The sequence below is a fragment of the Endoryza foliicola genome, from assembly GCF_050589245.1.
GTDB lineage: Bacteria > Bacteroidota > Bacteroidia > Chitinophagales > Chitinophagaceae > Endoryza > Endoryza foliicola.
Map to the genome: position 1 here is coordinate 547,373 of NZ_JBOBEW010000003.1, position 17,059 is coordinate 564,431.

Here is a 17,059-nt window from a genome sequence, read left to right on the forward strand (position 1 = left end):
TTTAAAAGGAATACCCTACCCGAAACAAAATTGGCTGCGTTTCGGGAACGTGTTGTCTGTATAAAAAATCAAATAACAATTTAAAATCCGTCTTCATTTTCTTCTTTACAGCAATCTTCTTCGATAACCCCAATAACCCACTTTGTTGCCAGTAGTCGGTCTGTTTTAACAGACTAATGTTTTCAATACGCTGTCTATAATTTTGCTCATAGCCTCCCGACAAATAAAAAGATCCTTTCAACCTCCAGTCAATGTAGGAGCGCAACCCTAAACCTTCATGTGTAATTTTAATATTGCGAATATCCCTTCCCCACCCCAACTTATAACTAGCACCAAGTCCAATGACACTTCGATCATTTAGTTTAAATCCAAGTCCTAATCCTATATCCGAAGTAATAGGCCAAAAGGGGGTGTTCCTCGTTGACTGAATATTAGCATTGTATTCAAGTCTTTTTGCAAAGGGTTTTCGGCGCATCGAATTCGGTGTAAAATCCGGCACTTCCATTTCAGAGTTACCCGATGTCATTTGACTCAGTTTCTGTTTCAATTGCTTCAACTCTTGTTGCGCCTGTGTAATCTGTTGCTGAAGGGCGTTTATTTGAGCAGTGCTGGCACCTTGCAATTGGCCCTGGATCCCTTGCTGCACCATTGCAGTGGTTTGCAGACCTACCAATCCGGCGGCGGTCCCGATATTTCCATTATTAGGGAATAAAGAAGCTAGCTCAGAATGCTTGGAAAAAAACTCCGAAAACATGGGTACTTTTCGAATCACCTTTAACACCAACTCTTGTTGCTTCAAAGGATCGTTCAATACTTGTTTGTAGTCCGCTACCATTTGACCATAATAATAATAGTCCTTACTTAGCTTCTTTAGTTGTCGATCCAAGCCAAACTTTGTCGAATACTGCTTGAGCTGATTTCGTTGCTGCTTCAGAAATGCACTAACAGACCCAGCATCTTTATAAGATTGCTTCAGGGATGAAATGCTCTTAATTCCGTTAGAAATGCTAGCTAACTTTTCATTGGATGAAACATCAAAATTCTTTGTAATGCAGGCAAGACCGGTTTCAAGGCTGTCGAGTTTAGGTAAGTAGTTGTCGAGTCCGAGTGTTTCAAGCCTTCCGGAGCGGAGTCTACTCTTCATTGCTGCATACTTCTCCTTGGATTCTTGGAGCAGCGAATTTCCAAGAATAGAGTCTTTCAAAGCAATCTTACGCAGTGCCTTTTTTTCTATTCTTTCAAATTTGTCTAATTGCTTTAGTGATTTTTTGTGAAGCTTCGATGCTAGCTTATCGGCTTTCGAGGAAAGCTTACTAATGGCTTTGTCGGAGAGACTTGCCAGCGTTGAATCAATCTTTACCACCTGGGCATTAGATAACTGATTCAACAGCACCATGCATACAATTGTAAGCAAATGCCTGATTCGCATAAGAAGCTAGTAAAAGGTTTAAGGTTATTACATAACGTTACCGTTATAACTCAAATATACAAGCGATACCAATACAAAAATCAACTAAATAATTTATTAACATTTACTAATGGTTAACACCTACACGAGATGGGCCTAAAAATATTCTATATAACATTCTGTATATCATCTAAAATACGTAAGCAAGCCTTGATTACCCAAACGGACGGACGGGGACTTCCACACATAATTTTTACTGAGTATTTTGAAACAATCAGGAAAGTATTCATCCTTTCTCTACAACTTACAATTCATTTCAAAAAATAACTGAATTGCCTTTTTACCACAAAAAACGCCGCGATCTCTCGCGGCGTCAATTCTATTCTTATTAAATTTTTCTCCAATATCCCTCTGCGTACTCAGCGTCTCAATAAACCTCTGCGTCTCCACAAAACGCTGCGTCTAAACAACTCTTAAGCCGAGTTCCTCCCCGCATTGATAATCCCGAACGATGAACGAATTACCAGTTTCTCAAAAGTTTCCTTCGGTGCGGAATCCTTTGGCGCGGTTTCGAGTTTGCGGATGCGACTCATGGCGTACTGCTGAATGGTAATGAGCGGTAATACAATGCGCTCCCGCATTTGTACCGACAACTGCTCTACCGGATAGGCCGCCATCAATTCATTCTTGCCCGATAACTGAAATACATATCGCTGCGTGAGTTCGTATTCCTCATAAATCTTATTCCATAATGGACCAAACTGCGGATCATCCGCCAAATGCGCTGTTAATGGGAAGAAACATTTCTTCATCGCCATTTCACAGTTGTCCATCAAAGTGCGGAAGAACAAAGAACGTTGGTACAATGCTTTTACCGCCGGAAGTTTTCCCTGTTTGTCTAATTGCTCCAAAGCAGATCCCACTCCATAATAACCGGTTACGTTTTGCTTCAACTGACTCCAAGCTCCAACAAACGGAATCGCACGCAGGTCTTTTAAGGTCAATCTACTACCACCGCCTCTTTTCGCGGGACGGCTACCAATATTCGTTTCATTGTAAAAACGCAAAGGACTTACATGCGATAAATAATCCAAGAAAGCAGGATCGTCCTTCAACTCACAATACGATTTAAAGCCGGCTTCCGCTAATTCTTGCAACAAAGCTTCCTCATCGGGTAACAAGGTTTTCTCATTTACAGAGAAAAGCTCATTGCTGATTCCTGCATTGATCAACTGCTCCAAATTGTATTGGGCAGAATCAATGGTTCCGAAGTTGGAACTCACGGTTTGCCCTTGAATGGTCAATTGAATTTCTTTATTGGAAATATGCTTGCCCATGGAAGCATAAAACTTATGCGTTTTACCACCACCACGTGCAGGGGGTCCACCTCTACCATCGAAGAACACCACGTCGATCTCATATTGTTTCGACAATCTGGTCAATGCTTCTTTGGCTTTATAAATACTCCAGTTGGCCATCAAATAACCGCCGTCTTTGGTTCCATCAGAGAAACCAAGCATAATGGTCTGTTTATTGCCACGCTTTTTCAAATGTGCGGCGTAAACTTTGTTCTCGTACAATTCGGTCATGATATCACCGGCGTTCTTCAAATCGTCGATGGTTTCAAACAAAGGAACAATATCAATATTGAACTCATTATCTCTCCATCCACAGAGCTTGAACAAGCCGTATACTTCCAATACATTCAACGTGCTGTTGCACTGACTGATGATGTATCGGCTACAACCCGCTTCACCATTGAAACGCTGCACATCTTTAATGGCTTTGATGGTTTGAATGGTATCTTTAATGATGCCTTCATCGAAAATATGCGTTCCTACATCACTGGCTGCAGAAGTCAGCAATTCAATTTTTTCAGCAACAGATTTACTGGCGTAATCGGAAGGCAATGCATCGGTGCGTTCGGCTATGGATTCCAATACGCCGTTGTGGATGCTGCTGTCTTGACGAACATCCAAAGAAGCAAAATGCAATCCGAATACTTCTACTTTATTGATCAAGTTTTCGATCAAGTGCACAAACAGTCCATTGTGTTGGTACACCAAAATATCGCGGATCTTCACCAAATTCTCCATGATCCATTCTTTGGTAAGCGCTGTACGCTGACCGGGAATGAAGATATTGGTATACAAAGTATTCTCTAATTCGGCTAAAATGGTATCCACCCCTTTGAAGGTAAGGCGGCGCTTCAAGCGACGCACATCCAAATAATAACATTTAATGATGCCGCCCCTCAATGCATCGGCAACTTGTAAAGTAGTAGCTGCCGTTACAAAAGGGTTTCCATCGCGGTCGCCACCGGGCCAAAATCCCATAGTGATAAGTGAATGATTCGCCGGCAAGGCATCGGGGAATTGAGACTTCATGTAGCCGATGATTCTTCCGGCTGCTGCATAAAACACATTCTCCAAATACCAGATCAAACTCACGGCTTCATCGTAAGGAGTAGGCTTCTGCTTTTTCAAGAAAGGAGTCTTCCCTAACTGTTGCAAATACACGTTGATTTGAGAGGCGTTGTTTTCCGACAATGCTCGCGACAAATCGTTGATGATACCCAACACGGTACCGGGATAAAACTGAGTAGGGTGAGCGGTCAACACCAGTCGTACGGAGAAGTCCTTCAGCTTTTGCGCCAGGTCTTCTTGCTTGTTTGACTGAATGGTCTCCGCCTCCAATTGCTTCAAAGTACCAATGCCACCCATATCGTGAACCTCACGGAAGGCAGCATCTTCCAATGCATCGAACAACACCACTTGGCGTTCTACGAATTGAACAAATCGAAACAAAAGATCAATTTTTTCCTGATCCTTGGTATAAGTAGTATGTTTCTCGAAAAACTCGTCGATGATTTGATGCGGACTCATCTTCTTCTTGAATCCTTCTTCACAAATATTTTGGAGTAAACTCAATAAGATGCCCGTCTTTTCAATTCGATGAAAAGGAAGGGATGTAAACAAACTGTTGTAGAGCTGGAATTTGATGGACACGAAATTCCGAAACTGCTGCAATCCTCTGGAAGACTGTTGGCTCATCGTTCTTTCAAATATTTAGTACAAATAATAGTTCAGGCAAGCAGTAGGCGAAGTTAACAAAAGACTAGGGAATACTATTGAATAATTTTCAATAGTTTGACGTTAATTTTAAATGAAATAAATCGTTTTTGGATATTTTTTAAAGACTAACGATTGTTATATCGAGTTTTAATGCTAGTTTCGCTCTCGAATCAATGAAAAATAGTCGTCTCAATATTATCACTTCTGCTGTTGTAGCGTTCACCGCTACCACTACGACTATTATTACAACAACCCGTCAAGGGTTGTAAGTTGTCATATCACCGTTGGGCCGTTTGGCTGTTCTGAGATCAAGAAATTTCCACTTTTATCATCGCTTTTACAGCATTTACATACATAACTTATTTATGCAAGTTCTAAAATTCGGCGGTAGCTCCGTAGCCAATGCCGAAAACATCAACAAAGTAGCCGCCATAGTAAAGGACGCCGCTGCAAAAAAGAAAACCCTGGTAGTAGTTTCAGCTTTAGGCGGTATCACTGATACCTTGTTGGCAGCCGGAACCCTCGCTGCGGCAGGAGATGAATCCTACAAAGAAAATTTGGCGCTTATTGAACAACTTCATTTAGAAGCCGTAAAAGCCTTGATCCCAGTTACCAATCAAAGCAGCGTGTTGAGTTTGGTAAAGAAACAATGCAATGAAATAGAAGATATTTGCAACGGTGTATATGCGTTACAAGAATTGTCGCTCCAAACCAAAGACCGCATCATGAGTTATGGAGAATTGCTTTCCTCCCAAATCATTGCGCACCGCTTTCAAAACCTCGGCATGTCGGCCGTTTGGAAAGACTCCAGAGAATTGATTCAAACCAATGAGCAGTTTGGTAATGCCGCCGTTCAATTTGTAGAAACCAATCAAAAAATACAAGATTATTTTCTCGGCAATCCTGCAGGATTGTTTGTACTCCCGGGCTTTATTGCTGCCACTGCCAAAGGCGTTACCGCTACTTTGGGAAGAGGCGGATCCGATTATACCGCTGCAATTTTAGGTGGTGCATTAAACGCAGATGCGGTGGAAATATGGACCGATGTAAGTGGTATGATGACGGCCGATCCACGTTTGGTTCCGAATGCACGGATCATTCCGGATATCTCTTACCAAGAAGCCATGGAGCTGAGTCATTTTGGGGCGAAAGTGATCTACCCCCCTACCATTCAACCGGTGATGAAAAAAGACATTCCTGTTTGGATCAAGAACACGTTTGCACCGGAAGACTATGGCACCTTGATTCAAAAAGAATCGATTGGCCAAGATGCGGTTCGAGGTATTTCCAGCTTGAATAAAATGGCTTTATTGAGTTTGGAAGGAAGTGGCATGGTAGGTATACCGGGCTTTTCAAAACGATTGTTTGAAGCATTGGCCGGAGCGCAAATCAACGTAGTGTTGATCACTCAAAGTTCTTCGGAGCATTCGATCTGTGTGGCCGTTGATGAAGTAAATGTATCGAAGGCGAAACAAGTGGTAGATGCTGCTTTTGACTATGAAATTGAAACAGGAAAACTAGAGCCACTTCAAATTGAAGAAGGTCTGTCGATATTAGCATTAGTAGGCGATCAAATGAAGAGCCATCCCGGTATTGCAGGAAAGATGTTTTATGTATTGGGAAGAAACGGGGTGAACATTCGCGCCATTGCACAAGGATCTTCTGAGCGTAATATTTCAGCCGTAATTGCAGCAGACGATGTTAAAAAAGCCATCAACGTACTCCACGAGGCCTTCTTTGAAGAATCGTACAAACAAATCAACTTGTACATTGTAGGAGTCGGAAATGTTGGAAGTCGATTGCTAGAACAATTGGAACAACAAAGAGCCTACTTACTCGAAATTCTTCGACTACAGGTAAACGTGGTAGGAATTGCCAATAGTAAGAAAATGTTGATCAAAGAATCGGGCATTGCCCTTTCCAATTGGAAAGAAGCTTTGCAAGAGGGAATGGAAATGGACCTTGATCAATTTGTAGCAATGGCAGCGGCTAAAAATCTCCGCAATGCTGTTTTTGCAGATGTTACTGCAAATGAGTCTGTTGCTTTGATCTACGAAAAACTCTTAAGAAAGAGTATTTCTGTTGTAGCTTGTAATAAAATAGCGGCCGCTTCTTCGTACGCGCATTATTCCAAACTGAAACAATTGGCGCGGGAATTCAATTGTCACTATTTGTTTGAAACCAATGTGGGTGCTGCCCTACCGGTGATTGGAACCTTGAATGATCTTTTGCGTACAGGTGATACCGTCACCAAAATTGAAGCAGTTTTGAGCGGCACACTGAATTTCGTTTTCAATAATTATGATGGATCGAAATCATTTGCCAGTGTAGTGAAACAAGCGCAAGATGAAGGATACACTGAACCCGATCCACGTTTGGATTTGAATGGCACCGATGTAATGCGCAAGATCATGATCCTCGCTCGTGAGTCGGGCTCGATTTTGGAAATGGATGCCATCACCAATGAATCATTCATGCCGGAATCTTGTATGCAAGGTTCCGTAGCCGATTTCTATGCAGCCATGGAGCAAGAAGAAGCCCATTTCAAAGCCATCTATGATGCTGCCGCGAAAGACGGTAAGAAACTGAAGTTTGTTGCACAGTTCGATAACGGTAAAGCGAAAGTAGGATTGCAACACATCGATCCTGCTCACAACTTGTATCATTTGTATGGGAAAGATAATATCGTATTGTTCTATACCAAACGTTACCCCGAACAACCCTTGGTAGTAAAAGGAGCCGGTGCAGGCGCTGATGTAACTGCCAGTGGGGTATTTGCTGATATCATGCGTACGATGAATGCATAAGCAAAATAGGTGGCGCGGTGCGCCATAGCGAGTTAACCACGGAGGCACGGGGGCACGGTGAAGGAATAGAGGGTTTGCAGCTTGATTGTTTGGTAAGAACCTGTTACTTCGGAAAAAGGGACACAGGTTGCTACGCAACAGGAGCTACGAACGAACTAAAAATTCGTAGCGACTGAATTTGATTAAGATATTGTTGAAATAAACTCAGCAGAGTACGTTTAAAAAAATTGAGATGAAGAATAGCGTTCAAGTAAAATGTCCGGCTACTGTGGCCAATCTTGTATGTGGCTTTGATGTATTGGGATTGTGTCTTGATGACCCTGCCGACTTAATGGATGTTTCTATCAATCATGATGGACGCATTACCGTAAAAAGCGCCGATGGTTATCCCTTACCGGAAAATCCTGCGGAAAACACCGCCGGTGCTCCTCTATTGGAAATGGTAAAAGAATTGGAGCCGGGTATCGGCTTCGATGTATTGACTCATAAAAACATCAAACCCGGCAGTGGCTTGGGCTCAAGCGCGGCGAGTGCAGCCGGGGCGACTGTTGCGGCTAATATATTATTGGGAAATAAATTCTCCAATGAAGATTTGCTTCGCTTCGCCATGTTTGGGGAGAAAGTAGCTTCGGGAGTAAAACATGCCGATAATGTAGCTCCCTGTATTTATGGTGGCGTTACCCTCATTCGATCCATTCATCCCTTGGATGTTGTTGCACTGGATGCTCCTCCCCTATACGTTACCGTTGTTCACCCGCAAATAGAAGTAAAAACTTCCGATGCTCGACAAATTTTACGCAAGGAGGTTTTGTTGAAATCGGCCATTAAACAATGGGGCAATATTGCCGGATTGGTTGCGGGCTTTTTAAAGAAAGATTACGCATTGATTGGACGTAGCTTGGAAGATGTGATCATTGAACCCGTAAGAAGTATTCTGATTCCGGGATTTGATACGGTGAAGTCGAGATGTTTGGAAGCAGGTGCCCTCGGAGGTGGTATTTCCGGAAGCGGGCCTTCTTTATTCATGCTCAATCAACACGAGTCCATCGCCAAAGAAAACGAACGCATCATGCAAGAGGTGTTCAAAGAATTGGGAATCGATTACAAAACCTATGTAACCACTATCAATACCAAGGGAGTTACACAAGTATCATAGTATATGCAGTATTATAGTTTAGCGAAACAATCGCCTGTTGTTGATTTCAAAGAAGCGACCATTGCCGGACAAGCGCCGGACAAAAGCTTGTACTTCCCATCGGAAGTACCCAAGCTTTGTGCTGCTTTTTTTGATACACTGGAGTCAAAATCGGAAGCAGATATTGCTTTTGAAGTGTTGCGTCCTTATGTAGGCGCCACCATTGCAGAAGACGCCTTGTACAATATAGTGTCGGAGACGGTTAATTTCCCGATTCCTTTAGTTCCCATTACGAATACAATAAGCAGTTTAGAATTGTTTCATGGACCTACCCTCGCCTTTAAAGATATTGGCGCGCGCTTCATGAGTAGGTGTTTGGGTGCATTCGTTCAAAACAGTGATCGAAAAGTAACTGTACTGGTAGCCACTTCGGGTGATACGGGTGGCGCAGTGGCCGACGGGTTTTACAAAGTTCCCGGAGTTGAAGTAGTGATATTGTACCCTTCCGGAAAAGTAAGTCCGGTTCAAGAAAAACAATTAACAGCTTTAGGTCATAATATTCATGCGTTGGAAGTGAAGGGCAGTTTCGACGATTGTCAGCGCATGGTGAAACAAGCTTTTACCGACGAACAAGTTAAAGCAAAGAAATTCTTGACATCAGCGAACTCCATCAATGTGGCCCGCTGGTTACCACAACAGGTCTATTACTTCTTTGCTTACAAGCAATGGAAGCAGCAAGGGCAGCCACCGGTTATTACAGTACCGAGTGGAAATTTCGGAAATATTTGTGCGGGCGTGCTGGCATATCAGTCTGGCTTACCCGTAAAACAATTCATAGCAGCCTGCAATGCCAATGACACCATTCCACGATTCTTAGAAAGCGGAAAATTGGAACCCAGAGACCCTATTCCCACTTTATCGAATGCAATGGATGTGGCCGTACCCAGTAATTTCGTTCGCATATTGGAGTTTTTTCACCAAGAGCTTCCTGAGTTGAGAGAAATGTTCAAGAGTGTGCGTGTTGATGATGCTACTACTTTGGCTACAATTGAACGGGTGTATAAAGAATCAAATTATTTACTCGACCCGCATGGGGCTGTTGGATATTATGCATTAGAAGAATATTTGAAATCGCTCCCTAAGGATAAAGGATTCATTTTGGAAACGGCGCATCCTGTTAAGTTTCCGGATGCAATTGAACAGGCGTTGGGATTTCAGCCGGAAGTGCCGAAGGGATTGAAGGGGTTATTGGAGAGGGAGAAGAAGGCGGAGTTGATTGGGGCGGAGTATAATGAATTGAGAGAGTACTTGTTATCATAATTTTTCTTGACCACAGATAACACGAATTATGACGGATTGTCACAGATTAGAGTTTGCGATTTAAACATACTTTTAGAATATCGGAGACCAATCTGTGCAAATCTGTACTAATCTGTTCTATCTGTGGTCAAAAAACTCCCATTAGTTCTTAAGACCTTTTTTACCGCAGCGGCGCAGCGTCCGCAGTGGTTTCGCAGCGTTGCACGAATTAAGACGGATTGTCACAGATTAGAGTTTGCGAGTTAAACATACTTTTAGAATATCGGAGACCAATCTGTGCAAATCTGTTCTAATCTGTACTATCTGTGGTCAAAAAAACCAATAGAACCCTTCGCTTTTTACACCGCTAAAACCGCGAAGAACGCCAAGAAATCAGAGTTTTTCTACTTCCTACGTCACAAATCTCAAATAATTCCTGTAGTTTTCAGTCTCAGCCAAAACGATCGGCATATTTTAAACCAAAACTTTCCTTTTTATGAGATCTTATCTACTCATGTGCGTGAGCCTTTTTATCTGCACAGCCTTATTCGCAGGCGATAAAGACAAAGGCAAAGAAAAAAACAAAACAAAAGACTCTGTTGCAGTAGCTTCTGAGGAAGTAGTTGCCTTCGTTGATTCTGTCAACAAATCAATGAAATGGCAAACCGGAACCATTCAACTTCCCGGAGGGGAGGCCCAACTTCAAATTCCTACCGGATTTAAATTTCTAGGTGCCGAGCAAAGTCAGCAAATTCTTGAAACTTACTGGGGTAATTTAAAAGACGGCTCTGTTCTAGGAATGATTTTCCCAGAAAAATTTGGCCCCTTCGATGATAATTCATGGGTTTACGTTGTTCGATATGAAGGAATGGGTTATGTGAAAGACGATGACGCCGACAAAATAGACTATGACGATCTTTTAAAGCAGATCAAAGAAGATGTTACCGAAGCGAATAAAGAAAGAGTAAAACAAGGGCTTCAAACATTTTCTGTTATTGGCTGGGCGCAAAAACCATACTATGATAAAGATCGCAAAGTACTTCATTGGGCCAAGGAATTCAAAGTAGAAGGCTCGGAAGGAACTACCATTAATTATGATATTCGGGTATTGGGAAGAAAGGGCGTATTATCTCTTGGTGCCATTTGTTCTAAAAACGAATTACCGGAAATTAATAAAGAAATGGACCAGGTATTGAAAATGGCCAAATTTACGGATGGTAATAAATACAGTGATTTTAACCCCGACGTAGACAATGTTGCCGCTTGGACCATCGGAGGCTTAGTTGCCGGTAAAGTGCTCGCAAAAGTGGGATTCTTTGCAGTTATTTTGAAATTCCTCAAATTCATTATCATTGGCGTAGTTGCCGCCGGTGGAGCCATCTGGCGTTTCATTACCGGACGTAAGAAAAATGAAGAAAGCAATCATTATACTCCAACCGACACTCAGGAGTAGTGAAGAAATAAAATCAGAAAGGGCTCGTTTCGCGGTATCGAAACGAGCCCTTTGTATTTGTGGAAGAATTGGTTTTAGGCTTTAGGCCTTAGGTTTTATGTGTTGAAACCACAGATTCCTCAAATTAAAACAAATTCACACAGATTAGCCTCCGAATTTCAATCAACCTGACTGCCGGCCGTTTAATTATTAATTGATAATTATTAATTATTAATTCTCTAAAGTCCTGCCAACTCCAAACTCTTCTTCTTCAATTTCCGAATTTCTACATCTTCAATAATTGGATCGGGAGTAAGAATGAGTGAAGTATTGTTTTCTCTCCACCAATTGCTTTCTTTCAAAGCCGTGAAGGAAATAACACCAATCAAATATTTGCGTTCAGCATCGGAATGCCATTCTTCGATCCACTCAAATTTATCTTTTGGAATAACTGCCAAATCATCAAAGCTCACATACACTTTTACAAAGAACTCATTGGTTAATTCGTGAGGTTTGTGATAGTATAGCTTTTTATACTCGTAACGGTAGTTATAACGCAAAGCGGAGATATCACTCAATACCGCAGAAGCTGTTGGAAAGCTACCGGCGCCTTTTCCATAAAAGAATTGCTTATCGGCGAAACCACTTTCAATTACCACTCCATTGTATTCATTCTTCACAAAACTCAAAGGCTCATTCAACTTCACAAATTGTGGGAGTACAAATGCTGCAACTTTTCCGTTCTGCAATTTCTTAGCTTGAGCCACCAGTTTAATGTCATAGTTCTTCTCTCTCGCCACGGTAGCATCAGAACCCTGAATGCTTTGAATACCGGTAAACAAGATTTTGTCAGGATGTGAAACGATACCATAAGCATGGTTCACCAATAAAGTCCATTTGTTTACTGCATCGTATCCTTCTACATCTAATTTTGGATCCGCTTCTGCAAAACCCAATTGTTGCGCCAATAACAAGGCTTCTTTGTAATCCAATTTCTCTTCGAACATTTTAGTAAGAATGAAATTGGTAGACCCGTTTACAATGGCACGAATGGAATACAACAGATCATTATCGTAATACTCTTCCAAATTTCTAATAACAGGGATAGAAGCACAAGCAGAAGCTTCATACAATAAAGACAATCCGGTTTCTTGTTGCATTTGAAGGAGTTCAGGCAAATGCTCGGCTAACATCTTCTTGCTGGCGCTCACTACTTCTTTCCCATTCTTCAGCGCTGTTTTCACGATCTGGAAAGCAGGCTCGCTTTCACTGATCACTTCTACCACCACATTGATTTCAGGATCATTCAAAATTTCATCCTTATCGGTCGTGAACAAAGAATCGGGAGCATTGCGTTTCTTACTCTTGTCTTTAATGCACACTTTTTTAATGGTGGCTTTTAAAGAAGGAGTTTGTTGTAATATCTTGTACAAACCTTCTCCCACCACACCAAAACCGAACAATCCAATTGTTAATTGCTTCTGACTTTCCATTTTTTATTTATTGACAACTTTTAAATGTAATGAACCGGGCACCGAGGCGAATTCTGCCAGTGCTCTTTCTATTTTTTCATACTCTAATAAAAATCCGTCGTGACCAAAATCACTACTAATGGTCAACAAGTCTGCCCCTTTGATATGCTCTTTCAGCCATTCCTGCTCCTCAATTGGATACAATACATCACTATCAATGCCAATCACCAGCGTTTTCGACTTGATTCCTTTCAACACTTCCTCCGCTGTACCTCTGTTACGAGCAATATCGTGACTGTCCATGGCCTGCGTTAAACGATAATAACACAGTACATGAAAACGATTCACCAATTTCAATCCTTGGTAACGTTGATAGTTATCTGCAGCGTAAGTAACATTCTCCGTAATGGGAAGAAAGGCTTTGTCTCTAGGCTGCGTAATTCCATAGCCGTTGTAATGACGATAGGAAAGTAAAGCGATGCTTCTGGCGGCGGCTAATCCTTTTTCTCCTGCATTGGTACTGTGATCTAACCAAGTTGGATCAGCTTCAATGGCCATCCGTTGAGAGGCATTGAATGCAACGCCCCATGGTGATAAAACCGCACTGGTTGCGATGGGAACAATATGCTCGAACAGTTCAGGCTCGGCAATAGCAAATTCCAATAACTGCATGCCACCGGTGCTTCCCCCTAACCCCATCCACACTTTTGTAATACCTAAATGTTCTTTCAACAATTGGTAAGATTGAACGATATCGCGAATGGTGAATACCGGAAAACTGTCGTAATAAGGTTTACCGGTTTCAGGATTGGTACTTAAAGGAGAAATACTTCCATACGGACTACCCGGTTTGTTCACACAAATAATAAAGTGTTTGGAAGGATCGAAAAACTTTCCTTCACCTACGAGTCCGGGCCACCATTCAGCGGGATTGCTATTGGCAGTCAGCGCATGGAAAATCCAAACCACATTGGATTTTTGTGCGTTCAGCTCTCCCAAGGTAGTGTAAGCTAAATGAATAGCCGGGAGCGTTGTACCGCTTTCCAACTTGAAGGGTTGGTTGTAATGAAAAATCGTTGTTGACATAGTAGCTTAAATCACTTAGAGTTGTTGAAAGCCGTGTCGCTTTGTAACGACACAGCTTCTATATTATCCTACCAAAGTAGCAGCAAATACTTTTTCAAAAGCTTGCTCAAAATCAGCTTTGATATCATCGATGTGTTCTAATCCAACACTGATACGAATAAGATTCGACAATACACCACTTCTTTCTCTCTCTTCATCGCTCAATTGTTCGTGTGTGGTAGAAGCCGGGTGAATGGCCAATGTTTTCGCATCTCCCACATTCGCCAAATGACTTACCAATTGCAGTGAATCAATAAATTTCTTTCCATTGGCTACACCGCCTTTGATACCGAATTGCAATACTCCACCGAATCCGTTTTTCAAATATTTTTTTGCGAGGGTATGATAGGGGCTTGATTCCAAACCGGGGTACCATACAAACTCTACTTGTGGATGTGCTTCCAACCATTTGGCGAGTTTCAAACTATTTTCAACATGACGTTCAACGCGCAAACTCAATGTTTCCAAACCTTGCAATAAAAGGAAAGAGTTGAAAGGAGACTGAGAAGCACCGTAATCGCGCAAGCCTTCTACACGAGCTCTGATGATGAAAGCGATATTGGGTAAGCCCAATGGATTTCCTTCACCAAAAGTTGCCCAGAAATTCAATCCATGATACCCTTCAGAAGGTTCAGTGAATTGAGGGAATTTACCATTGCCCCAATTGTAATTACCTCCATCGATGATCACACCGCCAATGGTAGTACCATGTCCGCCAATCCATTTTGTTGCAGACTCCACAACAATATTAGCACCATGTTCTAATGGACGGAAGAGGTATCCACCCGCACCGAACGTATTGTCTACCACCAGCGGCAGATCGTATTCTTTCGCAAGAGCAGCAAATTTTTCAAAATCGGGAATATTCAAACGAGGATTACCAATTGTCTCTAAGTAAATAGCCTTGGTATTCTTGTCGATTAACTTAACAAAGCTCTCCACATTATCGCCATCAGCGAAGCGTGCTTCAATGCCCAAACGTTTAAAAGCAACTTTGAATTGGTTGTAGGTACCACCGTACAAATAAGAAGTGGTGATGAAGTTATCGCCTGCTTGTAAAATATTATTTAGAGCGAGAAACTGTGCAGCTTGTCCTGAACCTGTAGCCAATGCAGCTACACCCCCTTCTAGGGCAGCGATGCGTTGTTCAAACACATCGGTAGTTGGGTTCATGATTCGGGTATAGATATTACCAAACTCTCTCAATCCAAAAAGATTCGCAGCGTGATCGCTGTTATTGAATCCATAAGAGGAAGTTTGATATATGGGAACGGCGCGCGATTTAGTTGTTGGATCAATTTGTTGACCGGCGTGTAGTTGTAAGGTTTCGAAACGATGGCTCATGATGAATGAATTTAAAAAGTTTTAAAATGAAGGCTTTGATTCCAATGGAATACGAACAGGAGAATACCCAATAGGTTTATATGGAAATAGGTATGCCCTAGGGCATACAACAACAACAACTGATGCAGCAAGGAACTGCAGCGAAGAAGAAACTATGGTTGTTGTTTTGTGGCATAAATTCTCTATAAAGGTAATAGACTTTTTTACGAACCACCAAATTGAATTTCTAAAATTTAAGTTAAGAGGTAGTAAATCCCTCTGCCATCCTTCATACACCGTTGGTGAGATGGGCTTTTCTGTGTTTTGAGACATGTTAAACATTTTTTTTCCGCAAAGCGGGTGAATAAATTGATAAACAGGTTCGTAAAACACTACACCAAGAAGTTGGCAAAAGGAACGTTGAAAGCAAAAAAAGCGCTTCCAACAGTTCGTCAGAAGCGCTAAATATTATAAAAGTAGAGTTGAAAATATTGAGCGTAGGATCTGACTTATCTGCCCCGTAATACGGGATGGAATTGGCACCTTGCCTGTTATAAGTAACTCATAACAAACAGGTTGTCAAGGCATCGTCGGGCCATACCCTCCGCCTTTCTTGATAAGTAGTATTGAAAGAACTGATACAAAGATAGGGATTGTTGGGAAAATAAAAAATGGGTCGTTAGTTATTAGGCGTTAGGGGTTTGAATTATTAATTAACAATTAATAATTAATAATGAAACAGCCGGGGTAATTAATAATTAATAAGTAATAATTAATAATGGAACAGCCGGAATACAGGAACGAGGAAATACAACAAAGAAGAGGTATGAAGGAGGAAATACAACGGTACTGCCAGCGCTGCGGAACCGCTGCGGACTTGTCCTGAGCGGGCCGAAGGCACAGTCGAAGGACGCTGCGCCGCCGCGGTGAAAGAAAAAGATCGAGATTCGGGAAGATGGAAAAGACGTTGAAGGCTCTTTGCGACAACTTAGTGGGCTTTGCGATCTCCGCGGTGAAATCTAAAACTGCCAAATCAGGCTTATTCAAAAACAGAACCCGCACTTCCTCATTCCTACAATTCACATTGTACATATTCTAAATTTGAAACCTTCATATACTATTTACCCACCCCACACACTTACAAACACCCGTTCACCCCACAAAATATTAACCAAACTTTCCCCCTCCTTTTCAAAATAATGACGTACATTTGCATTACTCTACTTCTCTAGTAGACTAATAGACTATGACGCAAAACAGCATCCATACTGAATTACAGGAAATTGAAAAAAACCTGGCTTCTCTGAAAACGGAAGATCAACTCCGCTGGCTGGCAAACTATGCCCCCGGCGCCGTAACCCTTTCCACTAGTTTCAGCGAAGAAGATCAAATTTTAACCCATCAAATTTTTGAACAGGGATTGGACATTGCTGTTTTCACGCTCGACACCGGACGCCTTTTCCCCGAAACTTATAGCACATGGTCGGCCACCTTGGAACGCTATCAAAAACCCATTACTGCTTATTACCCGAATGATGCTGCGCTACAGAACTTTGTGGGCAGTAATGGGCCCAATGCGTTCTACGATTCCGTAGCCCTTCGTCAACAATGTTGCCAGATCCGCAAAGTAGAACCTTTGAAACGCGCACTTGCCGGAAAAAAAATCTGGATCACCGGTATCCGCGCCGCTCACTCTCCAAACAGAACAGACATGCATTGGATTGAATGGGACGAAGGCAATCAACTCATCAAAGTGCACCCGCTGTTCAATTGGGCACAAGAACAAGTAAAAAATTATATCAACGCTAATGTCATTCCTTACAATCCTTTACACGATAAAGGATTTGTAAGCATCGGCTGCGCCCCCTGTACCAGAGCCATTAAACCCGGAGAAGATTTCAGAGCCGGAAGATGGTGGTGGGAAGACGCATCAAAAAAAGAATGTGGTTTGCATGTACATGCATCCGTATCAAATGCATAACTA

The 17,059-nt window shown here is 42.0% G+C and carries 10 protein-coding genes and 1 riboswitch; of the genes, 5 read left to right on the top strand and 5 right to left on the bottom strand.

The genetic code is table 11. The features are described from left to right. Position 1 precedes the first annotated feature (1 nt). Complete coding sequence (locus tag ACQ2HE_RS09650) at positions 2–1,429, bottom strand: hypothetical protein (protein ID WP_430898168.1); 1,428 nt, start codon at positions 1,427–1,429, stop codon at positions 2–4. Between the two features lie 452 nt (positions 1,430–1,881). Continuing rightward, the gene (locus ACQ2HE_RS09655) at positions 1,882–4,461 is read right to left on the bottom strand and encodes a phosphoenolpyruvate carboxylase (protein WP_430898166.1); all 2,580 of its coding nucleotides are present in this window, start codon (positions 4,459–4,461) and stop codon (positions 1,882–1,884) included. Positions 4,462–4,847: 386 nt separating this feature from the next. On the opposite strand from ACQ2HE_RS09655, the gene thrA reads away from it, so the two are divergent. The 4 genes from thrA to ACQ2HE_RS09675 all read left to right on the top strand — a co-directional run bounded on the left by thrA (position 4,848) and on the right by ACQ2HE_RS09675 (position 11,176). Next, positions 4,848–7,289 (top strand): bifunctional aspartate kinase/homoserine dehydrogenase I, encoded by a 2,442-nt coding sequence (gene thrA, locus ACQ2HE_RS09660; RefSeq protein WP_430898164.1) that lies wholly within the window; start codon positions 4,848–4,850, stop codon positions 7,287–7,289. A 232-nt stretch (positions 7,290–7,521) separates the two neighbouring features. Beyond that, the gene (locus ACQ2HE_RS09665; RefSeq protein ID WP_430898162.1) at positions 7,522–8,445 is read left to right on the top strand and encodes a homoserine kinase; all 924 of its coding nucleotides are present in this window, start codon (positions 7,522–7,524) and stop codon (positions 8,443–8,445) included. A 3-nt stretch (positions 8,446–8,448) separates the two neighbouring features. Next, the gene (gene thrC, locus ACQ2HE_RS09670; protein ID WP_430898160.1) at positions 8,449–9,744 is read left to right on the top strand and encodes a threonine synthase; all 1,296 of its coding nucleotides are present in this window, start codon (positions 8,449–8,451) and stop codon (positions 9,742–9,744) included. 475 nt (positions 9,745–10,219) lie between these two features. Continuing rightward, positions 10,220–11,176, top strand: coding sequence for a DUF2167 domain-containing protein (locus ACQ2HE_RS09675; RefSeq protein WP_430898158.1), 957 nt, complete (start codon positions 10,220–10,222; stop codon positions 11,174–11,176). A 218-nt stretch (positions 11,177–11,394) separates the two neighbouring features. Here the strand turns inward: ACQ2HE_RS09675 and ACQ2HE_RS09680 are convergent, their stop codons facing one another. From ACQ2HE_RS09680 to ACQ2HE_RS09690, 3 genes are all read right to left on the bottom strand, one after another. Beyond that, positions 11,395–12,648 (bottom strand): homoserine dehydrogenase, encoded by a 1,254-nt coding sequence (locus tag ACQ2HE_RS09680; protein ID WP_430898156.1) that lies wholly within the window; start codon positions 12,646–12,648, stop codon positions 11,395–11,397. A gap of 3 nt (positions 12,649–12,651) precedes the next feature. Further along, complete coding sequence (locus ACQ2HE_RS09685) at positions 12,652–13,713, bottom strand: homoserine O-acetyltransferase family protein (RefSeq protein WP_430898154.1); 1,062 nt, start codon at positions 13,711–13,713, stop codon at positions 12,652–12,654. Between the two features lie 63 nt (positions 13,714–13,776). Next, positions 13,777–15,096, bottom strand: coding sequence for an O-acetylhomoserine aminocarboxypropyltransferase/cysteine synthase family protein (locus ACQ2HE_RS09690; protein WP_430898152.1), 1,320 nt, complete (start codon positions 15,094–15,096; stop codon positions 13,777–13,779). Between the two features lie 485 nt (positions 15,097–15,581). Next, positions 15,582–15,698: riboswitch (SAM riboswitch) on the bottom strand. A 623-nt stretch (positions 15,699–16,321) separates the two neighbouring features. On the opposite strand from ACQ2HE_RS09690, the gene ACQ2HE_RS09695 reads away from it, so the two are divergent. Beyond that, entirely contained in the window at positions 16,322–17,056 is a 735-nt protein-coding gene (locus tag ACQ2HE_RS09695; RefSeq protein ID WP_430898150.1) for a phosphoadenylyl-sulfate reductase, read from the top strand. The last annotated feature ends 3 nt before the right edge of the window (positions 17,057–17,059 follow it).